The sequence below is a fragment of the Streptomyces sp. NPDC101165 genome, assembly GCF_044768135.1.
GTDB lineage: Bacteria > Actinomycetota > Actinomycetes > Streptomycetales > Streptomycetaceae > Streptomyces.
The window spans coordinates 498,830-519,181 of the sequence record NZ_JBIWPG010000001.1; the positions used below are offsets into that span (position 1 = coordinate 498,830).

At 71.3% G+C, this 20,352-nt stretch carries 21 protein-coding genes; 16 read left to right on the top strand and 5 right to left on the bottom strand.

Annotated elements, in window-relative coordinates; all coding sequences use genetic code 11:
• Nucleotides 1-140 precede the first annotated feature (140 nt).
• The 10 genes from ACIRVH_RS02160 to ACIRVH_RS02205 all read left to right on the top strand — a co-directional run bounded on the left by ACIRVH_RS02160 (nt 141) and on the right by ACIRVH_RS02205 (nt 10,170).
• A complete protein-coding gene (locus tag ACIRVH_RS02160; protein ID WP_403947377.1) occupies nt 141-1,253 on the top strand; it encodes a SagB family peptide dehydrogenase in 1,113 nt (370 codons plus the stop codon).
• Between the two features lie 67 nt (nt 1,254-1,320).
• Nucleotides 1,321-2,370 (top strand): alanine racemase, encoded by a 1,050-nt coding sequence (locus ACIRVH_RS02165; protein WP_403947378.1) that lies wholly within the window; start codon nt 1,321-1,323, stop codon nt 2,368-2,370.
• The gene (locus tag ACIRVH_RS02170) at nt 2,367-3,617 is read left to right on the top strand and encodes an MFS transporter (RefSeq protein WP_403947379.1); all 1,251 of its coding nucleotides are present in this window, start codon (nt 2,367-2,369) and stop codon (nt 3,615-3,617) included. Before ACIRVH_RS02165 ends, ACIRVH_RS02170 begins: the two co-directional genes overlap by 4 nt.
• Nucleotides 3,614-4,897, top strand: a complete 1,284-nt coding sequence (locus tag ACIRVH_RS02175; RefSeq protein ID WP_403947380.1) for a trans-sulfuration enzyme family protein — start codon at nt 3,614-3,616, stop codon at nt 4,895-4,897. Before ACIRVH_RS02170 ends, ACIRVH_RS02175 begins: the two co-directional genes overlap by 4 nt.
• A gap of 46 nt (nt 4,898-4,943) precedes the next feature.
• Nucleotides 4,944-6,101 (top strand): OsmC family protein, encoded by a 1,158-nt coding sequence (locus tag ACIRVH_RS02180; protein ID WP_403947381.1) that lies wholly within the window; start codon nt 4,944-4,946, stop codon nt 6,099-6,101.
• Between the two features lie 22 nt (nt 6,102-6,123).
• The gene (cysC, locus tag ACIRVH_RS02185; protein WP_403947382.1) at nt 6,124-6,681 is read left to right on the top strand and encodes an adenylyl-sulfate kinase; all 558 of its coding nucleotides are present in this window, start codon (nt 6,124-6,126) and stop codon (nt 6,679-6,681) included.
• Nucleotides 6,678-7,610 (top strand): sulfate adenylyltransferase subunit CysD, encoded by a 933-nt coding sequence (cysD, locus tag ACIRVH_RS02190; protein ID WP_403947383.1) that lies wholly within the window; start codon nt 6,678-6,680, stop codon nt 7,608-7,610. The genes cysC and cysD overlap by 4 nt, the downstream gene beginning before the upstream one ends.
• Nucleotides 7,610-8,875: a sulfate adenylyltransferase subunit 1 gene (locus ACIRVH_RS02195; protein WP_403947384.1), complete on the top strand. Its 1,266-nt coding sequence runs from the start codon at nt 7,610-7,612 to the stop codon at nt 8,873-8,875. The genes cysD and ACIRVH_RS02195 overlap by 1 nt, the downstream gene beginning before the upstream one ends.
• Before the next feature lie 105 nt (nt 8,876-8,980).
• Nucleotides 8,981-9,895 carry a HipA family kinase gene (locus tag ACIRVH_RS02200; protein ID WP_403947385.1) on the top strand — a complete coding sequence of 305 codons (915 nt, stop codon included), beginning with the start codon at nt 8,981-8,983 and terminating at the stop codon, nt 9,893-9,895.
• Complete coding sequence (locus ACIRVH_RS02205; RefSeq protein ID WP_389170903.1) at nt 9,892-10,170, top strand: SelT/SelW/SelH family protein; 279 nt, start codon at nt 9,892-9,894, stop codon at nt 10,168-10,170. Before ACIRVH_RS02200 ends, ACIRVH_RS02205 begins: the two co-directional genes overlap by 4 nt.
• Before the next feature lie 190 nt (nt 10,171-10,360).
• Here ACIRVH_RS02205 and aceB read toward each other — a convergent pair whose 3' ends face one another.
• The gene (gene aceB / locus ACIRVH_RS02210; protein WP_403947386.1) at nt 10,361-11,986 is read right to left on the bottom strand and encodes a malate synthase A; all 1,626 of its coding nucleotides are present in this window, start codon (nt 11,984-11,986) and stop codon (nt 10,361-10,363) included.
• A gap of 184 nt (nt 11,987-12,170) precedes the next feature.
• Nucleotides 12,171-12,779: an NTP transferase domain-containing protein gene (locus ACIRVH_RS02215; protein ID WP_403947387.1), complete on the bottom strand. Its 609-nt coding sequence runs from the start codon at nt 12,777-12,779 to the stop codon at nt 12,171-12,173.
• 130 nt (nt 12,780-12,909) lie between these two features.
• Here ACIRVH_RS02215 and ACIRVH_RS02220 point away from each other — a divergent pair, with 130 nt between their 5' ends.
• The gene (locus tag ACIRVH_RS02220) at nt 12,910-13,236 is read left to right on the top strand and encodes a DUF5955 family protein (RefSeq protein ID WP_403947388.1); all 327 of its coding nucleotides are present in this window, start codon (nt 12,910-12,912) and stop codon (nt 13,234-13,236) included.
• Nucleotides 13,237-13,339: 103 nt separating this feature from the next.
• Here the strand turns inward: ACIRVH_RS02220 and ACIRVH_RS02225 are convergent, their stop codons facing one another.
• On the bottom strand, nt 13,340-14,134 hold the full coding sequence (locus ACIRVH_RS02225; RefSeq protein ID WP_403947389.1) for an IclR family transcriptional regulator: 795 nt from the start codon (nt 14,132-14,134) through the stop codon (nt 13,340-13,342).
• A gap of 274 nt (nt 14,135-14,408) precedes the next feature.
• Between ACIRVH_RS02225 and allB the strand changes: the two genes are divergently transcribed.
• Together allB and alc are read left to right on the top strand one after the other, a co-directional pair.
• Complete coding sequence (allB, locus tag ACIRVH_RS02230; protein WP_403947390.1) at nt 14,409-15,746, top strand: allantoinase AllB; 1,338 nt, start codon at nt 14,409-14,411, stop codon at nt 15,744-15,746.
• Between the two features lie 53 nt (nt 15,747-15,799).
• Nucleotides 15,800-16,930 carry an allantoicase gene (gene alc / locus ACIRVH_RS02235; RefSeq protein WP_403947391.1) on the top strand — a complete coding sequence of 377 codons (1,131 nt, stop codon included), beginning with the start codon at nt 15,800-15,802 and terminating at the stop codon, nt 16,928-16,930.
• A gap of 90 nt (nt 16,931-17,020) precedes the next feature.
• On the opposite strand, the gene ACIRVH_RS02240 is transcribed toward alc, so the two are convergent.
• The gene (locus ACIRVH_RS02240; RefSeq protein ID WP_403947392.1) at nt 17,021-17,770 is read right to left on the bottom strand and encodes an SDR family oxidoreductase; all 750 of its coding nucleotides are present in this window, start codon (nt 17,768-17,770) and stop codon (nt 17,021-17,023) included.
• A gap of 102 nt (nt 17,771-17,872) precedes the next feature.
• Here ACIRVH_RS02240 and ACIRVH_RS02245 point away from each other — a divergent pair, with 102 nt between their 5' ends.
• The 3 genes from ACIRVH_RS02245 to ACIRVH_RS02255 all read left to right on the top strand — a co-directional run bounded on the left by ACIRVH_RS02245 (nt 17,873) and on the right by ACIRVH_RS02255 (nt 19,975).
• Entirely contained in the window at nt 17,873-18,706 is an 834-nt protein-coding gene (locus tag ACIRVH_RS02245) for an AIM24 family protein (protein WP_403947393.1), read from the top strand.
• A 74-nt stretch (nt 18,707-18,780) separates the two neighbouring features.
• A complete protein-coding gene (locus ACIRVH_RS02250; RefSeq protein WP_403947394.1) occupies nt 18,781-19,413 on the top strand; it encodes a dihydrofolate reductase family protein in 633 nt (210 codons plus the stop codon).
• A 169-nt stretch (nt 19,414-19,582) separates the two neighbouring features.
• Nucleotides 19,583-19,975, top strand: a complete 393-nt coding sequence (locus ACIRVH_RS02255) for a ribonuclease domain-containing protein (protein WP_403947395.1) — start codon at nt 19,583-19,585, stop codon at nt 19,973-19,975.
• Between the two features lie 55 nt (nt 19,976-20,030).
• Here ACIRVH_RS02255 and ACIRVH_RS02260 read toward each other — a convergent pair whose 3' ends face one another.
• Nucleotides 20,031-20,231, bottom strand: a complete 201-nt coding sequence (locus tag ACIRVH_RS02260; protein WP_403947396.1) for a hypothetical protein — start codon at nt 20,229-20,231, stop codon at nt 20,031-20,033.
• Nucleotides 20,232-20,352 lie beyond the last annotated feature (121 nt).

Here is a 20,352-nt window from a genome sequence, read left to right on the forward strand (position 1 = left end):
CTCGCGTTCGAGACCCTCGTGGAGGACGAGTACGAGGCCCCGCAGCACTGTCTGATCCCGACCTGCGCGTGACCGCGGTTCCGCCGCCCGGTGTCCCGCACCGGGCGGCGGACCACTCTCTCCCGAGGAGCGCTGAGCCGATGCGGGTACGTGTCTCGCGCCTGTTGGTCTTCACCTGCAGGAACGGGCAGCTCGTCTGCGACGATCCGGTCAGCCACCGCCAGTTCGCCCTGCGCCCCGCGGTGTGGGACCTGCTGCCGCACTACGCGGTGTGGGCACAGCCCCGGGAGGCCGACACCCACGTGGTCAAGCAACTCCTGGAGGCTGGCCTGCTGATCGAGGAGGGCTCGCCCGAGCACCGGCGTGAGGACGCGCTCGGACCGTGGCGCACCTGGGGTACCGCCGCCACCTACTTCCACCTGGCCACCCGCACCCACGACAGCGAGCGGTTCGTCACCGCCGCCGAGGACACCGCCCGGCTCCGCGAGAAGGGCGAACAGGAGCCCCAGCCCGAGCCGTTCAAGCGCTACGACACCGAGCCGGTCGCGCTCCCGGCTCCGGACCCGCTGCCCATGGAGCTCACCCAAACGCTGCGACGCCGGCGTACCACCCGGCGGTTCGCGGCGGACCAGCCGGTCGGTCTGCGGCAGCTCAGCACCATGCTGCACTGGGCAGGGGGAGTTCAACACCGCGTGGACCTGCCGGGCTTCGGTGTCTCACTGCTGAAGGCGAGCCCCTCCGGCGGGTCGCGCCACCCCATCGAGATCTATCCGGTGATCCGGTCGGTGGACGGCGTGCGACCGGGCCTCTACCACTACGCACCGGACGTGCACGGCCTGGAACCGCTGCGCGAGGAACCTCTGAGCGACGAGGAGATCCTGCATTGGTGCGGCGATCAGAGCTTCGTGGCCCGCGCCCCCGTGCTGTTCCTCTACACGGCGGTCCTGGAGCGCTCGGCCTGGAAGTACCCGATGGGCAGGACGTACCGCGCGCTCTTCGCCGAGCTGGGACACGTGAGCCAGACGACCTACCTGGCAGGCACGGCACTGGAACTCGGAGTGTTCTTCACCGCCGCGATCCGGGACGAGACCGTGGAGCGGGACCTGGGCGTGCACTGGAGCACCGAGATCCCGCTCGGCGTCAGCGGTTTCGGGACACCGGACCCGCAGGAGGCCGAGCGGCAGGCGGCGATGCTCGACGGCGGCCCGGTCGGCTTCTCCTACCCGCGCGACGCCTGGGACGGCCTGGGGTGAGCCGCGCCCCCGACGCACCGCCCATGCCCGCGGCCGCCCACCCGGTCCGCGGCGGAGAGGGAACGCCGTGACCGACCAGCGACCCGTTGACAGCCCGGACAGCCCCGTACAGGTCCTCATCGACCTCGCCCGCGTCGACCGCAACCTGCACCGGCTGCACGCCCGCGCGTCCGCGCGCGGCGTCCGCGTGCGCGCCCATGTGAAGGGACACCGCACCGCCGAACTCGCGCTGCGCCAACGCGCGGCGGGCGCCGTGGGCATAGCGGTCACCCAACTCGCCCAGGCCCGCCAGTACGTGGCCGCCGGCATCGACGACGTGGTGATCGCGCACCCGTGGCCCGAACCCTGGAGGTGGCGCGAAACGGCCGAACTGGCCCGGCACTGCCGGGTGTCGGCGCACGTCGACAGCGAGGCCGCCGTCGAAGGGCTGGCCGACGCCGCGGCCGAACTCGGCGTCACCCTCGGCGTCCGGGTGCAGCTCGGCACCGGCCTCGACGCCACCGCCACCCCCGACGACCAACTGCTCGCCCTGGCCCGCGCGGCAGTCGCCCGCCCGTCGCTGCGACTCGACGGCGTCACCGCCTATCAGGCGCTGCTCGGCGCCGACGACGCGAAGGACCCGGTGGCGGTCGGGCGGTCGACGGCCGCATACGCCCTGCGGATCGCCGCCCTGCTGCGCGGTGCGGGCCTGCCCTGTTCGGGTGTCGCGATCGGAGGCACGCCCACCGCGGACGGGGCCCTCGTCGAATCCGGTGTCACCGAGATCTGCTCGGGAGCGTACGCCCTGCAGGACGGGGGCATGCTGGCGATCGGCGCCTGCGCGCCCGAGGACGTGGCCGTGACGGTGGTCGCGACGGACCAGGAGGCGGCCGACCGAGTGCTCGACCAGCACCCCTACCCGTGGCAGACCGCCGCCGACCACCAGCGGCTGGCCAGCACGGCACCGCCAGGAGCCCGGTTGTGCCCGCCGCACATCTGCGCCCTCACCCCGCAGGTCCGGACGGTCACGGTGTACGAACACGACGAGAAACGGCGCATTGGCATATGGCAGGTACTCAACACTCAGGACACACCTCCGACGCGTCCGGCGAAACCCGGTCTGCCGAAGGAGAGTTGAGCCGACCCCCCCGACGCAGCCGCCGGAACGCGCTGGGCGTCCTGCGGGTGCGTTCCTTCCGGTTGTTCTTCATCGCCCAGTCCAGCTCGTCGCTCGGCGACTTCCTGGTCGCGCCCGCACTTGCCTTCGCGGTCCTGGACCTCACCGGGTCCGCCGCCGACATCGGACTGATCCTCGCCGCCCGGACCGTCCCCCTCACCCTGTTCATGCTCGTCGGGGGCGTGCTCGCCGACCGGCTGCCCCGCCAACGGGTGATGCTCGGCAGCGACCTGGCCCGGTTCTGCAGCCAGGCCGTCACCGCGGCACTGGTGCTCAGTGGCCACGCCGCCGTCTGGCAGCTGATGGCACTGCAGGCCGTGCACGGCACCGCCAGCGCGCTGTTCATGCCGGCCGTGACCGGACTGGTGCAGGAGTGCGTCCCGGCACCCCAACGGCAGTCCGCCAACGCCCTGCGCAGCATCTCCCACTCGGCCGCCATGATCGCTGGGCCGCTGCTGGCCACGCTCCTCGTCCTCACCGCCGGCACCGGCTGGGCGATCGCCGCCGACGCCGCGACCTTCGCCGTCAGCGCCTACTGCCTGGCACGACTGGGACTGCCCCGCGACGCGACCGTACCCGCCGGCCGAGGCGGGCACATGCTGACCGAACTCCGCGAGGGATGGCAGGAGTTCTCCTCCCGCACCTGGGTGTGGTCGATCATCACCATGGCCTCGCTGAGCAACATGCTGTACGCCGTCTTCACCGTCCTCGGCCCCGTACTGAGCGAGCGGGAACTGGGCGGGCGCGGCGCCTGGGGTGCGATCCTCACCGCCTTCGGGGCGGGCGCCGTCCTCGGCGGCACGGGCGCCCTGTGGCTGCGCACCCGCCAGCCGCTGCGCATCGGACTGCTGGCCACGGCGCTCTTCGCCGCGCCGCCCCTGGTCCTGTCGCAGGTCTCCGCCACCGTGCCCGCGGCGGCGGCAGCCTTCGTCGGGGGTGTCGGCCTGATGCTGTTCAACCCGCTGTGGGAGACGACGCTCCAGGCGGGCGTTCCCGCCTCCGCACTGTCCCGGGTCAGCGCCTACGAATGGTTCGGTTCCTACGCCGCCCAGCCGGTCGGGCTCATGCTCGCCGGACCGATAGCCACGCAGGCCGGCATGCGCACGACCCTGCTGGCCGCCGGGCTGGCCCAGCTGGTCATCAGCCTGGCTCCCCTCGCCCTGCGGGACGTACGCAGCCACGCCGTCGAAAGGCAGGACCACACATGACCCGATCACAGGGAGCACCCTCCGGAGCCGGCCAGGACCGCCCCTGGATGAACACCCTCAGCCGCGGGCGAGTGCCGGGACCCCGGCTGCCCCAGCAGCGGGTGGTGGACGGAACCGGACCGAGTACCCGCAGCGTCCACGCCGGCACCTACGAGGACCCGGTGACCGGTGCCGTCGGGACCCCGGTGTTCCAGACCAGCACGTTCACCTTCAGCGAGGACACCTACCAGGCCTTCGACCAGGGTCACATCAGGGACGTCCCGATCTACGGACGGTACGGCAGTCCCAACCAGTGGGCCGTGCAGGAGAAGATCGCCGCACTGGAGAACGCCGAGAGCGCCCTGCTGTTCTCCTCCGGCATGGCGGCCATCACCACGACCCTGCTCGCCCTCACCAACCACGGCGGCCACATCGTCTCCTCCCGCGACGTCTACGGCGGTACCTTCAATCTGCTGCGCGAGGACATGCACCAGCTCGGCCGCGAGGTCACCTTCACCGACCCGGTCGACATCGGGGCCGTCCGCGCTGCCGTCCGCGACAACACCCAGGTGCTGTTCTTCGAGACCCTGACCAACCCTCTGCTGAAGGCCGCACCCCTGGCCGAACTCGGGCGGCTGGCACGGGAGAAGGACCTCCTGCTGGTCGTCGACGGCACGTTCCTGCCGCCGGTGTGTCTGCGCGCCCTGGAGCACGGCGCGCACCTCGTGGTGCACAGCGCCACCAAATACCTGAACGGGCACAGCGATGTGACGGCGGGCGTCGCCGCGGGACCACGCAAGTACGTCGACCGGATCTGGGCCCAGATGCTGAAGTTCGGTGGCTCGCTCGACGCGATGATGTGCTTCCTGCTGGAGCGCGGACTCAAGACACTGGCCCTCAGGATGCGCTGTCACAGCGAGACGTCCGTCGCCGTCGCCGCGTTCCTCGCCGGCCACCCCGCGGTACGCAAGGTCCATCATCCGTCCCGGCCCGACTACCCCTACCCCTGGCTGCACGAGATGGCGCCCAACGGCTTCGGCGGCATGGTCTCCTTCGAACTGCACGGCGGAGACGAGGCGGCCCTCAAGCTCTTGGACCGGCTGCGCCTGCCCGTGGTCGCCACCAGCCTCGGCGGTGTGGAGTCCCTGGTCAGCCTGCCGTTCAACACCTCGCACAGCTTCCTGACCAGGCGCCAGCGGGCCGAGGTGGGGATCGCTCCGGGGCTGGTGCGCTTCTCGGCGGGCATCGAGGACACCGACGACCTCATCGGCGATCTCGACCAGGCCCTGGGGGGCCTGTGACCGGGCTGGAGACCCGCGCGACCCGCGAGGGAAAGGACTGAGCCGCATGCGCAACGGACTGAACATCGCCGGAGTGTCGGAGATGGTGCACGAGATAAGGGAGATCCCCGCGGAGGCCGTCGCACGCTTCGCCGTGGAGACGCCGGCCGGTGCCGCCACCGCGGGAACCGTCACCTCCCGTACGCTCACGGCACGCAACGGCACCGTACGGATGGCCCGCGACTTCCGGCTGGGCCACCGCCGCACCGTGACCGCCGACGACCCGGCCGGCGCCCACCCCACCCCGTACGAGTCGGCGCTCGCCGCCCTCGGCGCCTGCGTCATGGTGACCTCGGTCAACGGCTACACCGCGCGGGGCGTCACTCTCGGCGCGATGTCCGTCACGGTCCGGGCCGATCTGGCGCTGGACGAGGCGGGACGGCCCGTCGCCGGCCGGCCGCTGGAGAACATCGCCTGGCGGTGCGACGTCGACTGCGAAACGGACCCCGACACGGCCCGCTCGATCAACCGGCTGGTGACCGCCTTCAGCCCCAACCACCGGGTCTTCCTGGACGCGGCCCCCCTCGACACCGTCGTGCTCGTCGGCACCGACGGCGGGACGACCGCCCTCGACGTCCCCGTGCCCGGCGAGACGTCCGAGGCGGCGGGCCCTACCCGGAGCAGCACCGTCGAAGCAACCGTGACCTGGGAGTACGGCTCCGAGGGAAGCTATGTCACCACCGTCGGGGCACCCGGCACACGCCCTCGGTCGGGCCCCTGGGGCGTGGATCAGGCGAAGCAGATGCTGGGCATCGACCGAGCCCCGAACTCGCAGGAGATCCTGCTCGCCGCGCTCTCCGCCGAACTGACCTCACTGCTCCCGGACGGCAGCGTGCTGCTGCGGGCCGCCGGTCTCCTCGACACCCGCGGCATGCTCAACGTCACACGCGAGGTACCCAGCCGCTTCCACGGCCTGTCCCTGGAAACCGTCGCCCCGGACCTGTCCGCGGCCGACCTGTCCCGGGCACTCGCACGCTCCGTGCTCCTCGCCACCCTTGCCACGCCCCGCGCGGTCGACGTCGAACTGTGGCTCGCCGGCCGGCACGTGGTGTCCGACCACAGCAGCACGGCAGACGCCGAAGCCGTACGTGACGAACTGACCCGGAAAGCCGGGCAGCAGGCCGAACAGACGAACCGTCAGGAGAACGCCGGCCATGACGGCTGAGAGAAGTCACCAGGGGGACCGCATGACACAGCCGGTCTGCACGTGCCGGCCCGGCGCGACGGTGTGGCTGACGGGCCTGCCGAGTTCCGGCAAGAGCACGCTCGCCCAGGAACTGGCCGACCTGCTGCGCTCGCGGGCTCGACGGGTGGAGGTGCTCGACGGGGACCGGCTCAGGCAGATCTTCTCGCCCGATCTGGGCTTCAGCCGCGCGGACCGGAACGCCAACGTGCAGCGCATCGGCATGATGGCCCAGGTACTCGCGCGCAACGGAGTCCTCGCCCTCGTACCCGTCATCGCCCCGTTCGCCGACAGCCGGGAACTGGTCCGGGGGCGCCATCTGACCACCGGCACGCCCTACTTGGAGATCCATGTCGCCGCACCGGTGAACGTGTGCGCGGCGCGCGACGTGAAGGGTCTGTACGCCAGACAGGCCGCAGGCGAGATCAGCGGACTGACCGGCGTCGACGATCCCTACGAGTTGCCGGAGTCGCCCGACCTTCGCGTGCAGACACACCTGCAGTCCGTGCCCGAGTCCGCCGCCGCGGTGCACCGGCTGCTCGTCGACAGGGGGCTGGCGTGACGGCCCCGGCCGCGCCCCGGACAACGGCGCGCTCGTTCGCGCTGTCCCACCTGGACTGGCTGGAGTCCGAGGCGGTGCACATCCTGCGCGAGGTCGCCGGCGAGTTCGAGCGGCCGGTGATCCTGTTCTCCGGAGGCAAGGACTCCATGGTCGTGGTGCACCTGGCTCTGAAGGCGTTCGCCCCGGCACCGGTCCCCTTCCCCCTGCTGCACGTCGACACCGGGCACAACTTCCCCGAGGTCCTCGATTTCCGGGACCGGGTGGTGGCGGCACACGGGCTCCGCCTGCACGTGGTCCTGGTGCAGGACTACATCGACCGTGGCCTGCTGCGTGAACGCCCCGACGGCACCCGCAATCCGCTGCAGACCCTTCCGCTGACGGAGACGATCCGCACCGAGCGGTTCGACGCGGTCTTCGGCGGCGCCCGGCGCGACGAGGAGAAGGCCCGCGCGAAGGAGCGGGTGTTCAGCCTGCGCGACGAGTTCTCCCAGTGGGACCCGCGTCGTCAGCGTCCGGAGCTGTGGAACCTGTACAACGGCCGGCACGCTCCGGGCGAGCACGTCCGCGTCTTCCCGCTGTCCAACTGGACCGAGTCGGACGTGTGGGAGTACATCGCCCGTGAGCGGATCGAGCTGCCGCGGATCTACTTCGCCCACCGGCGCAAGGTCTTCGCCCGTTCCGGCATGTGGCTGACGGAGGGCGCATGGGGCGGCCCCTCGACGGACGAGCGGGTGTCGACCAGAGAGGTCCGTTACCGAACGGTCGGCGACATGTCGTGCACGGGTGCCGTCGAATCGGAGGCCCGCACGGTGGAGGACGTCATCGCCGAGATCACCCGGTCCCGGCTCACCGAGCGGGGCGCGACCCGCGCCGACGACAGGCTCTCCGAGGCCGCCATGGAGGACCGCAAGCGCGAGGGGTACTTCTGATGAACGCGGACACACTGCGTTTCGCGACCGCGGGCTCGGTCGACGACGGCAAGTCCACTCTGGTGGGTCGCCTGCTGTACGACTCCAGGTCCGTCCTGGCCGATCAACTCGAAGCCGTGGCCAGGGCGTCGCGAACCGCGACGCCCGATCTGGCGCTGCTGACGGACGGGCTGCGCGCGGAGCGGGAACAGGGCATCACCATCGACGTGGCCTACCGCTACTTCGCCACGCCCCGCCGCCGCTTCATCCTCGCCGACAGCCCCGGCCATGTGCAGTACACCCGCAACATGGTCACCGGCACCTCCACCGCGGACCTCGTCGTCATCCTGGTCGACGCCCGCAACGGCGTGGTCGAACAGACCCGCAGACACGCCGCCATCGCCGCCCTCCTGCGCGTCCCGCACGTGGTGCTGGCCGTGAACAAGATGGACCTGGTCGGCTACGCGGAGACGGCGTTCGCGCCCATCGCCGACGAATTCACCGCGTACGCAAGCGCGTTGGGGGTGCCACAGGTCACCGCCGTCCCGATCTCCGCCCTCGTGGGCGACAACATCGTGGAGTCCTCGGCCGCCATGCAGTGGTACGACGGTCCCACCGTCCTCGAGCACCTGGAGACCGTCCGGGCCCGGCACGATCCGGCTCATGCCCAGGGACGCTTCCCGGTGCAGTACGTGATCCGCCCAGGCACCGCGGAACACCCCGACTACCGCGGCTATGCAGGCCAGATCGCGGCCGGTGTCTTCCGGGTCGGCGACGCGGTGACGGTCCTCCCCTCCGGCCGTACCTCGACCCTCACCGGGATCGATCTGCTCGGCAGGCCGGTCGACGAGGCGCGGGCCCCGCAGTCGGTCACCCTTCTCCTCGCGGACGACATCGACATCGCGCGCGGCGACCTGATCGTTCCCTCCACGGAGGCGCCGACCACCAGTCAGGACGTGGAGGCGACCGTCTGCCATGTCGCCGACACTCCGCTCACCGTCGGCCTACGGGTCCTCATCAAGCACACCACGCGGACCGTACGGGCCCGGGTCGAGGAGATCCCTTCCCGTCTCGGGCCGGACGATCTGTCCCAGCGCCCGGAGCCCGGACAGTTGCTCGCCAACGACATCGGCCGCATCCGGCTGCGAGCCGCCGAACCACTGGCCCTCGACGCCTATGCCGACTGCCGTGGCACCGGCTCCTTCCTCCTGATCGACCCGGCCGACGGCACGACACTCGCCGCCGGCATGGCGCTCGCGGGATCACCGGACCCGGGTCGGCCATGACGGCGGGCACAGGACCGGCCCGCGCACCGGCCCGTGGCGGGGCCGCGGGCGTCGCTCGGGCCGACGCCCGTGGTTGAGCCACTCGACCATGGATAGCCTGGGAAAATGCTGAGAGAAGTCATCGCCACCCGCTACATCGCGCCGCTGCGTGAGGGCGGCTCGCTGCCGGGGCTCGTCGAGGCCGACGACTTCGGGACGTACGTCGTGAAGTTCACCGGCTCGGCACAGGGCCACAAGGCGCTGGTCGCCGAGGTGATCGTCGGTGAACTCGCCCGCGCGCTCGGCCTGCGCTTCCCCGAACTGGTCCTCGCCCACTTCGACCCGGCCGTCGCCGCCGACGAGCCGCACCAGGAGGTGCGCGATCTGCACGAGGCCAGCGCGGGCGTCAACCTGGGGATGGACTACCTGCCGGGGGCGAAGGACTTCACCCCGGAGATCGCGAAGACCTTCCCCGTGGACCCTCTGGAGGCCGGCCGGATCGTCTGGCTCGACGCCCTGACCGCCAACGTGGACCGTACGGTCCGCAGCTCCAACCTGATGGTCTGGCCGACGTTCGGCACCGCGCCCGCGCGCCTGTGGCTCATCGACCACGGTGCCGCCCTCGTCTTCCACCACCGCTGGGACACCACGACCCCGGGCAAGAAGTACGACTTCCGCCACCACGCCCTCGGCCACTACGGCCCCGACGTCCGGGCCGCCGACGCCGAACTGGCCCCCCGGGTGACCGAGGAGCTGCTGCGGTCCGTCGTCGCCGAGGTGCCGGACCCCTGGCTGGCCGAGGACGCCGGGTTCGCCACGCCCGACGACGTCCGCGCCGCCTATGTCGACTACCTCCTCACGCGCGTACGGCTGTCCCACGAGTGGCTGCCCACCGACTTCCCGAGCCGTGAGGAACTCGCGGCCGAGGAGGCCGCCCGCGCGGCGAAGACCCAGCAGGGCCGCCCGGCCTGGCTCAAGCGGGTCCCCGACCTGCACGGCAAGCCGGGGGCGGAACAGGATTGGTCGGTGCACCTCGGATGACCCACCGTGTCCAGATCGAGTACTGCACCCAGTGCCGCTGGCTGCCCCGCGCGGCCTGGCTGGCGCAGGAGCTGCTCACCACCTTCGAGACCGAGCTGACCGAGCTGTCGCTCAAGCCCGGCACCGGGGGCGTCTTCGTCGTCCGCGTGAACGACGAGGTCGTCTGGGACCGCCGCGAACAGGGCTTCCCGGAGCCCACTGCGGTCAAGCGCCTCGTCCGCGACCTCGTGGCCCCGGGGAAGCCCCTGGGCCACTCGGACAGGGCCGCCGAGTGACATCGACTCGGCCGGCGACCGGCGTCTCCGCCTGGCCGGCGACCGGCATATTGGCCGCGCAGACGTCCGGCGTCCGGTGAAGGGCACTCGGAGGACGAGCTGCGCGCGCTGACCGCCGAGGAGCGCCGACGGTACGGGCTGTCCACGTGAACGCCCCCGGCGCCGGGTGGTGCCGGGGGCGTGGGCGGGGTCAGCCGCGCAGCTGCTCGTACGCCGGCAGGGTGAGGAAGTCGGCGTAGTTGTCGTCGAGGGACACCTGGAGCAGCAGGTCGTGGGCCTCCTGCCAGTGGCCGGCCGCGAAGGCCCCCTCGCCGATCTCCTTGCGGATGGAGTCCAGTTCCTCGGCGGCGACCTTGCGGGCCAGCTCCGGGGTGGCCCGGTCGCCGTTCTCGAACACGACGCCCGCGTTGATCCACTGCCAGATCTGGGAGCGGGAGATCTCGGCGGTGGCCGCGTCCTCCATCAGGTTGAAGATGGCGACCGCGCCGAGCCCGCGCAGCCAGGCCTCGATGTAACGGATGCCGACCTGGACCGCGTTGATCAGGCCGTTGTACGTCGGCTTGGCCTCCAGCGAGTCGATCGCGATCAGGTCGGCCGCCTCGACGTGGACGTCCTCGCGCAGCCGGTCCTTCTGGTTGGGCTTGTCGCCGAGGACCCTGTCGAAGGACTCCATGGCGATCGGGACCAGGTCGGGGTGGGCGACCCAGGAGCCGTCGAAACCGTCGTTCGCCTCGCGGTCCTTGTCGGCGCGGACCTTCTCGAAGGCCACCTTGTTGACCTCGGCGTCCCGGCGGGAGGGGATGAACGCCGCCATGCCGCCGATCGCGTGCGCGCCGCGCTTGTGGCAGGTGCGGACGAGGAGTTCGGTGTACGCCCGCATGAACGGGGCCGTCATCGTGACCGCGTTGCGGTCCGGGAGGACGAACTTCGCGCCGCCGTCACGGAAGTTCTTGACGATGGAGAACAGGTAGTCCCAGCGGCCGGCGTTCAGTCCGGAGGCGTGGTCGCGCAGTTCGTAGAGGATCTCCTCCATCTCGTACGCCGCCGTGATCGTCTCGATCAGGACGGTGGCGCGGATGGTGCCCTGCGGGATGCCGAGGTGGTCCTGGGCGAAGACGAACACCTCGTTCCACAGGCGGGCCTCGAGGTACGACTCGGTCTTGGGCAGGTAGAAGTACGGGCCCTTGCCGAGGTCCAGCAGGCGCTGGGCGTTGTGGAAGAAGTACAGGCCGAAGTCGACGAAGGCGCCGGGGACCGGCTTGCCGTCGGCGTCGACGAGGTGGCGCTCGTTCAGGTGCCAGCCGCGCGGGCGCATGACGACGGTCGCCAGCTTCTCGTTCGGGCGCAGTGCGTACGACTTGCCGGTGCGCTCGTCCGTGAAGTCGATGGTGCGGGTGTAGGCGTCGCTCAGGTTGACCTGGCCGAGGACCACGTTCTCCCAGGTGGGCGCGGAGGCGTCCTCGAAGTCGGCGAGCCAGATCCGCGCGCCCGAGTTGAGCGCGTTGATGGTCATCTTGCGGTCGGTGGGGCCGGTGATCTCGACGCGCCGGTCGTTCAGCGCGGCCGGGGCCGGGGCGACCTGCCAGGAGTCGTCCGCGCGGACGACGGCCGTCTCCGGGAGGAAGTCGAGCGTGGAGGTGCGGGCGATCTCGGCGCGGCGCTCCGCACGGCGGGCGAGGAGTTCGTCACGGCGCGGGGTGAACCGCTGGTGCAGCTCCGCCACGAAGGCGAGCGCCGCGTCGGTGAGGACCTCCTCCTGCCGGGGCAGGGGCTCGGCGTCGACGATGGCCAGCGGGGACGGCGCTGGTGCGGACATGAGCTGTCACTTCCTTCAGCGGTGGCACCGGGTGCCAAGAGGCACGAATGGGACAGTGAGCGCCCACTGTGCGGTCGGACGCTTCTGAACAGTGGATAGTAGTTTCCTCATCGTGGAACTTCAATGGTTTGTTGATGTCGAGATTCTCTGAGTCGAGGCAAGGTGGCGCCCGGTGCCACCCCGTTCACTCAAGGTGGCTCAGGTCGGCCTCCGTGTCGATGTCGTACGGCTCGGCCACGTCCGCGCACTCCACGAGACGGACCGCCGAGGCGTGTTCCTTCAGGTAGGCGCGTGCGCCGCGGTCGCCGGTGGCGGTCGCCGCGATGCCCGCCCAGTGAGCCGCGCCGAAGAGCACCGGATGCCCGCGTACGCCGTCGTAGGCGGCCGAGACCAGCGAGGTGTCGCCCTCGTACGCGCCGAGTACCCGGGCCGCCGCGTCCGGCCCGATCCCCGGCTGGTCGACCAGGCTCACCAGGGCCGCGCGCACGCCCGTACCGGCGAGCGAGCCGAGCCCGGCGCGCAGGGAGGAGCCCATGCCGTCGGCCCAGTCGGGGTTGTCGACCAGCACGCAGCCGCTCAGCTCGGCCCGCTCACGGACGTCGTCCGCCCGCGCGCCGAGGACGACGTGGATCCGGTCGCATCCGGCCGCGCGCAGCACCCCGACCGCGTGTTCGACCAAGGGGCGCCCCCGGTGCTCCAGCAGCGCCTTGGGCCGCCCGCCGAGCCGTCTGCCGCCACCCGCCGCGAGCAGCAGCCCGGCGATCTCCGCACGATGGTCCCGCTTGTCCGTCATGTGTCCTGCATACCTGACGCGGGCCGCGGCAGCCGGTTTCCTTGGGCTGAATTTCGGTCCGTGCTGTGGCGCCGCGGGACGGCGTGGCGTTTACTGACCCGCGCATGACGGCGTGCCAGGGGGGAGGGCTGTGTTGCGGAGCTTGGGGCAGAGGCCAGTGACCGGCAGCGACGAGGATCCGAGGGTGGCGGAACTGCGGACCGCGGTGTCCCGGCTGCGCCGCGAACTCGCCGCGCTCCCGTCCGAGTTCCCCGACCGGGGCATAGCCGAGGACGAGTTGGCCACCCTGGCCGCGATGGCCACCGGCGGCATGCCGGAGATCCCGCGCCTGCGCAGGTCCCTGTTACTGATCGCCGGGGCGATCGGCTCGGTCAGCGCGCTGGCGCGCGGGCTGACGGGGGTGCGGGACGCGGTGGACCTGTTCGGGGAGCCGCCGCACGACCGTCAGAGCGGCTGAACCAGCCCTCCGCCGACGTGTCGTGAGCCGTCGGCCACCGGGTGGCGGTCAGCCCGGGCGGCAGCCGCCTCTGCGCGGCCGACGAGGACTACGGCAGTCTCTCTCAGGCGCCCGAACTGGCCAGCGCCTGAGAAAGCTCCACGGCGATGCCCTGCAGGACGGGCACGATCTTGTCCGTCGCCGCCTCCGTGACCCGCCCCGCGGGCCCGGAGATGGAGATGGCGGCCGCGGTGGGGGAGTCCGGCACGGGCACCGCGAGGCACCGCACGCCGATCTCCTGCTCGTTGTCGTCCACGGCGTACCCCAGCCGCCGCACGTCCTCCAGTGCGGCCAGGAACCCGTCCGGTGTGGTGATGGTCTTCTCCGTGGCGGCCGGCATCCCCGTACGGGAGAGCAGCGCGCGCACCTCGTCGTCCGGCACGCTCGCCAGCAGGGCCTTGCCCACGCCGGTCGAGTGCGGAAGGACCCGCCGCCCCACCTCGGTGAACATCCGCATCGAGTGCTTCGACGGCACCTGCGCCACGTACACGATCTCGTCGCCGTCCAGCAGCGCCATGTTCGCCGTCTCGCCGGTCTCCTCGACCAGCCGGGCGAGGTACGGCCGCGCCCAGGTGCCGAGCAGCCGGGACGAGGACTCGCCGAGCCGGATCAGCCGCGGGCCGAGCGCGTACCGCCGGTTCGGCTGCTGGCGTACGTAGCCGCAGGCCACCAGCGTGCGCATCAGGCGGTGGATGGTGGGCAGCGGCAGCCCGCTGGTGGCGGACAGCTCGCTGAGGCCGACCTCGCCCCCTGCGTCCGCCATCCGCTCGAGCAGATCGAAGGCACGCTCCAGTGACTGGACCCCGCCGCTGGCGGAGGACTTCGCGGAGTCGTTGGTGCTGGCGCTGGACGTCGGCACGGCGCGTTCCTTTCGGGACTGGCAGGAAGGGCAGAAGCCTACCCGGCAGTCGGTTGACTCCCTGCTTGTACGTAGCTACGTTCTGCTTGATGGAATTCTAATTCCGCTTTGTGGAAACGTCCAGAGTGGGCGCTCGTGGGGTGCTGCCCAGAAGTGTGCCTCTTGACGGCGGGGTGGCGGGAGTGAAGACTCCTTCAACAGAACGTTGAATTCCGTTACGTGGGTGTAAATCCCGTTTCCTGGAAGTAAAACGGCGGCAGAGAGAGGGGTTCGGGTGTCCGACGCTGAACTGGTGCTGCGCTCGACGCGCGTCATCACTCCGGAAGGGGCGCGGGCCGCCACGGTCACCGTGTCCGCAGGCAAGATCACGGCCGTACTGCCGTACGACGCCGAGGTCCCGGCCACGGCGCGCCTGGAGGACTTCGGCGACCACGTCCTGCTGCCCGGCCTGGTCGACACCCACGTGCACGTCAACGACCCGGGCCGCACCGAGTGGGAGGGCTTCTGGACCGCCACGCGCGCGGCGGCGGCCGGCGGCATCACCACGCTCGTCGACATGCCCCTCAACTCGCTCCCGCCGACCACCACGGTCGAGAACCTGCGGGTGAAGCAGAAGGTGGCCGTCGACAAGGCGCACATCGACGTCGGCTTCTGGGGCGGCGCCCTGCCCGACAACGTCAAGGACCTGCGCCCGCTGCACGACGCCGGGGTCTTCGGCTTCAAGGCGTTCCTGTCGCCGTCGGGCGTGGACGAGTTCCCGCACCTCGACCAGGAGCAGCTCGCCCAGTCCCTGGCCGAGATCGCCGGTTTCGACGGCCTGCTGATCGTGCACGCGGAGGACCCGCACCACCTCGCCGCCGCCCCGCAGCACGGCGGCCCCAAGTACGCAGACTTCCTCGCCTCCCGGCCGCGCGACGCCGAGGACACGGCCATCGCGAACCTCGTCGCGCAGGCCAGGCGGCTGGGCGCGCGCGTGCACATCCTGCACCTGTCCTCCAGTGACGCGCTGCCGCAGATCGCCGCCGCCCGGGCCGAGGGCGTCCGGGTCACGGTCGAGACCTGCCCGCACTACCTGACGCTCACGGCCGAGGAAGTCCCCGACGGCGCCAGCGAGTTCAAGTGCTGCCCGCCCATCCGCGAGTCCGCCAACCAGGACCTGCTCTGGCAGGCGCTGGCCGACGGCACCATCGACTGCGTCGTCACCGACCACTCGCCCTCGACGGCCGACCTGAAGACCGACGACTTCGCCACCGCCTGGGGCGGCATCTCAGGCCTCCAGCTGAGCCTGTCGGCCGTGTGGACCGAGGCCCGCAGGCGCGGTCACGGCCTGGAGGACGTGGTCCGCTGGATGTCCACGCGGACGGCCGCCCTGGTCGGCCTGCGCGACAAGGGCGCCATCGAGGCCGGCCGCGACGCCGACTTCGCCGTCCTCGCCCCCGACGAGACGTTCACCGTCGACCCGGCCGGCCTCCAGCACCGCAACCGGGTCACCGCGTACGCCGGCAAGACCCTGTACGGCGTAGTGAAGTCCACCTGGCTGCGCGGCGAGCGCATCGTCGCGGAAGGCGAGTTCACCGAGCCGAAGGGCCGACTGCTCTCCCGCCCCCAGTAAGCCACCCTCCGCACCCGCACCCCGCCGACTCCCGAAAGGAACCCCTGATCACCGTGACGGCGCAGCAACATTCGAGTTGGGCGAGCTTCACCGGCGACGCGAACCCCTACGGAGGAGGCGACCCGTACGCGGACTACCGCACCGCCGACTTCCCCTTCACCCAGTACGCCAACCTCGCCGACCGGCAGCTCGGCGCCGGAGTCATCGCCGCCAACGACGAGTTCTTCGCCCAGCGGGAGAACCTGCTGCTGCCCGAGGCGGCCGAGTTCGACCCCGAGCACTTCGGCCACAAGGGCAAGATCATGGACGGCTGGGAGACCCGCCGCCGGCGCGGCGCCTCCGCCGAGCACCCCTGGCCCACGGCCGAGGACCACGACTGGGCGCTGGTCCGCCTCGGCGCGCCGGGTGTCGTGCGCGGCATCGTCGTCGACACGGCCCACTTCCGCGGCAACTACCCGCAGGCGGTGTCGGTCGAGGGCGCCTCGGTGCCCGGCTCCCCGTCGCCCGAGGAACTGCTGTCCGACGACGTGAAATGGACGAGGCTGGTCCCGCGCACGGCGGTGGGCGGCCACGCGGCGAACGGCTTCGCCGTCTCCGTCGAACAGCGCTTCACCCATCTGCGCGTCAACCAGCACCCCGACGGCGGCATCGCGCGCCTGCGCGTGTACGGCGAGGTCGTACCCGACCCCGAGTGGCTGTCGGTCCTTGGCACCTTCGACGTGGTCGCGCTGGAGAACGGCGGCCAGGTCGAGGACGCCTCCAACCTCTTCTACTCCCCGGCCACCAACACCATCCAGCCGGGCCGTTCGCGCAAGATGGACGACGGCTGGGAGACGCGCCGCCGCCGCGACCGGGGCAACGACTGGATCCGCTACCGGCTGGCCGCTCAGTCGCAGATCCGCGCGATCGAGATCGACACGGCCTACCTGAAGGGCAACAGCGCCGGCTGGGCGTCGGTCTCCGTCAAGGACGGCGAGAACGGCGACTGGACCGAGATCCTCCCGCGCACCCGCCTCCAGCCCGACACCGACCACCGCTTCGTCCTCCCGGAGCCGGCCGTCGGCACGCACGCGCGCGTGGACATCTTCCCCGACGGCGGTATCTCCCGCCTGCGGTTGTACGGCACCCTCACGGAGGCAGGCACGACGTCCCTGTCGACGCGCCACCAGGAGCTGGGCGGCTGATCCGCCCTCGCGCGCGCGTGGGGCGCACCGGCCGGGACAGCACCGGTGCGCCCCACGTGTCCTCTCAGGACGGGCGTGGTCCGCAAAGGCTCACGCCGCGTGTCCTCCGTCCACCGCGAACTCGGCCCCGGTGACGTACGCCGCCTCCGGCCCCGCCAAGTACGCCACCATGGACGCCACTTCGTCCGCCGTCCCGAACCGGCCGAGCGCCGTCATCGCCGCCTGTGCGGACGCGTACGGCCCGGACGCCGGGTTCATGTCCGTGTCCGTCGGGCCGGGGTGGACGATGTTCGCGGTGATGTCGCGTTCCCCCAGCTCCCGCGCGAGCGCCTTCGTCAGGCCCACCAGTGCCGCCTTGCTCGTCGCGTACAGCGTCCCGCCCGGTCCCGGCACCCGCTGCGTCATGCACGTACCGATCGTGACGATCCGGCCGCCGGCAGGCATCCGCGCGGCCGCCGCCCGGGAGGCCAGGAACACTCCGCGCACGTTCACCGCGAGCACCAGGTCGACCTCCTCGAGCGTGAGCGTGTGCAACGGGCCCAGCACCCCCACGCCCACGTTGTTCACCAGCACGTCGAGCCCGCCGTACACCTCCGCCGTGCGCTCCACCGCGCCCGCCGCCTCGTCGGCGTCCGCCGAGTCGGCACGCAGGGCCACCGCCCTGCGCCCCAGCGCCTCCACGGCCCGTACGACGTCCTCGGCCGCCTCCTTGCCGTTCACATAGGTCACCGCCACATCCGCACCCGCGCGCGCGAGCCGCAGGGCGACCGCCGCCCCGATGCCCCGGCTGCCGCCGGTCACCAGGGCCACCTTGCCGTTCAGAGTTCCGTGAGCTGTCATGCCTCCATCCCAGCGGCCACGAGGGCCGTCCGCTGGCGGCGAACGGACACCGAATCCGGCCACCGCCGGAACTCTTCGCTCCGTCTCCGGCGTTGTCCCCGCGTGACCCTTCAGCAAGAGATCGTCGGCAACGCCATGCAGATGGCGGTCGTCAACCTGCACCCCGGCCAGACCGTGTACTGCGAGGCGGGGAAGTTCCTGTTCAAGACGACGAACGTGACCATGGAGACCCGCCTGTCCGGCCCGTCGGCCAACGGCAACGGCAACGGCAACGGCAACGGCGGTCAGCAGAGCGGCTCGGGCGGCATGGGCGGCATGCTGCGCCAGGCCATGGGCACCGCCATGCAGGTCGGCCAGCGCATGCTGGCCGGGGAGTCGCTGGCGTTCCAGTACTTCAGCGCCCAGGGGGGCGAGGGCACGGTCGGCTTCGCGGGCGTGCTGCCCGGCGAGATGCGCGCCCTGGAGCTGGACGGCAGGCGCGCGTGGTTCGCCGAGAAGGACGCCTTCGTGGCCGCCGAGTCCACCGTCCAGTTCGGCATCGCCTTCCAGGGCGGCCGTACGGGCATGAGCGGCGGCGAGGGCTTCATCCTGGAGAAGTTCACCGGGCACGGCACGGTGATCATCGCGGGCGCGGGCAACTTCATCGACCTGAACCCGGCGGACTTCGGCGGCCGGATCGAGGTGGACACCGGCTGTGTGGTCGCCTTCGAGGAGGGCATCCAGTACGGCGTCCAGCGCGTCGGCGGCCTCAACCGCCAGGGCATCATGAACGCCGTCTTCGGCGGCGAGGGCCTGTCCCTGGCCACGCTGGAGGGCAACGGCAGGGTGATCCTGCAGTCCCTCACCATCGAGAGCCTCGCCAACGCCCTGAAGAAGGCCCAGGGCGGCGACAAGCAGGGCCCGACCGGCGGACTGTTCTCGACGCATACGGGCTGAACCGATGAGTTGCGGGTGGGTGCGGGGTCTGCGGTGATGACAGCAGGTCCCGCACCCGGAAGAAGGCACCCGCCATGGGCAAGCTCGTCTCCACCATCTTCGTCACCCTCGACGGCGTCCACCAGGCGCCCGGCGGCCCCCAGGAGGACACCAGCGGCGGCTTCGACCAGGGCGGCTGGAGCTTCCCGTACGGCGACGACGACTTCGGCCGGTTCGTCACCGAGGTCTTCGACCGCGTGGGCGCCTTTCTGCTCGGCCGCCGTACGTACGACATCTTCGCCTCCCACTGGCCGAGGACGACCGACCCGGCCGACCCGATCGCCTCGAAGCTGAACGCCCTCCCGAAGTACGTCGTCTCGTCCACGCTGACGGCGCCGGAGTGGTCCGGCACCACCGTGGTCGGCGGCGACCTCGCCAAGGAGATCGCGGCCCTCAAGGAGCGCACGGAAGGCGAACTGCAGATCCACGGCAGCGGCGCCCTGGTCCGCTCGCTGCTGGACCTCCGCCTCATCGACACTCTGCACGTGCTGACCTTCCCGGTCGTCCTCGGCGCCGGCCGCCGCCTGTTCACGGAGGGCGCGGTCCCCACCCGCTTCCGGCACACCGGGGGCCGCGTCACCGGCGCGGGCGTCTCCATCCAGTCGTACGACCTGCTGGGCGCCCCGGAGTACGGCTCCTACGCCCTTCCCGAAGACGCCGGGGCCTGAGGCGGAGCCCCGGCCGAAGACCGTCACCGCCGCCCGGCACCGGCCCTTGTGGGGGCCGAGTGGGGGCGGCGGTCGGCAGGTTAATTTCCCGAAAACTCATCGGACTTGACGGGAAAATCTTCAACTTTGTCGTTGACATGCCAACGTCTACGCGCGTCATCATGGAGCCATGAGATTCCCCCCACGCGCAACTCGCATCGGCGCTGCAGCTGCCCTCCTGTCCGCCCTCCTCGTGGGCGGCACCGTCTCCGCCACCACGGCGGACGCCGCTGCCTCCGTCGGCAGCATCTGCTACAGCGACCTGCCGTCGCAGGCGTACGACACCCTGGACCTCATCGACCAGGGCGGTCCCTTCCCGTACTCGCAGGACGGCACCGTCTTCTCCAACCGTGAAGGCGTCCTGCCCAAGCAGTCGTCCGGCTACTACCACGAGTACACGGTGAAGACCCCCGGCTCCTCCACCCGCGGTGCCCGCCGCGTCGTCACCGGTGAGGAGTACCAGGAGGACTACTACACCTCGGACCACTACGCCACGTTCGACCTGATCGACTTCGGCTGCTGAGCCGGACGGTCCGATCCCGGGGAACGGTGCGCCCGGCCGGGGGTCCGGTCCGTGCTCAGTCGGACTCCCGGCGTTCCGCGACGGCGAACAGTGCGAACGCGAGCAGCACGAGCGCCACGCTCGCGAAGACCTCGTAGCCGTCGAGGAAGCCGATCCGCTGCACGAGACCCACGTGCCAGTGGGTGAACTCGTGCACCAGGCCCAGGGCGCCCTGCATCAGGGCGACGAATCCGAAAAGTTCCAGCACTTGTTTCATGGCACGACTCTCGCCCCGCGGTTTCCCCCCACACATCGGCCGCGGGGCGAGGCATGTGCGCCAGAGGAACGACGTCCCGCCCGGGCGGCACCACCGAAAGTCCACGGCGGTGCGACTTTGG

Coding starts and splice junctions, on each gene's coding strand:
- ACIRVH_RS02160 (WP_403947377.1), top strand. CDS start 141: ATGCGGGTACGTGTCTCGCGCCTGTTGGTCTTCACCTGCAGGAACGGG.
- ACIRVH_RS02175 (WP_403947380.1), top strand. CDS start 3,614: ATGACCCGATCACAGGGAGCACCCTCCGGAGCCGGCCAGGACCGCCCC.
- ACIRVH_RS02180 (WP_403947381.1), top strand. CDS start 4,944: ATGCGCAACGGACTGAACATCGCCGGAGTGTCGGAGATGGTGCACGAG.
- cysC (WP_403947382.1), top strand. CDS start 6,124: ATGACACAGCCGGTCTGCACGTGCCGGCCCGGCGCGACGGTGTGGCTG.
- ACIRVH_RS02195 (WP_403947384.1), top strand. CDS start 7,610: ATGAACGCGGACACACTGCGTTTCGCGACCGCGGGCTCGGTCGACGAC.
- ACIRVH_RS02200 (WP_403947385.1), top strand. CDS start 8,981: ATGCTGAGAGAAGTCATCGCCACCCGCTACATCGCGCCGCTGCGTGAG.
- ACIRVH_RS02205 (WP_389170903.1), top strand. CDS start 9,892: ATGACCCACCGTGTCCAGATCGAGTACTGCACCCAGTGCCGCTGGCTG.
- aceB (WP_403947386.1), bottom strand. CDS start 11,986: ATGTCCGCACCAGCGCCGTCCCCGCTGGCCATCGTCGACGCCGAGCCC.
- ACIRVH_RS02215 (WP_403947387.1), bottom strand. CDS start 12,779: ATGACGGACAAGCGGGACCATCGTGCGGAGATCGCCGGGCTGCTGCTC.
- ACIRVH_RS02240 (WP_403947392.1), bottom strand. CDS start 17,770: ATGACAGCTCACGGAACTCTGAACGGCAAGGTGGCCCTGGTGACCGGC.
- ACIRVH_RS02250 (WP_403947394.1), top strand. CDS start 18,781: ATGGGCAAGCTCGTCTCCACCATCTTCGTCACCCTCGACGGCGTCCAC.
- ACIRVH_RS02255 (WP_403947395.1), top strand. CDS start 19,583: ATGAGATTCCCCCCACGCGCAACTCGCATCGGCGCTGCAGCTGCCCTC.
- ACIRVH_RS02260 (WP_403947396.1), bottom strand. CDS start 20,231: ATGAAACAAGTGCTGGAACTTTTCGGATTCGTCGCCCTGATGCAGGGC.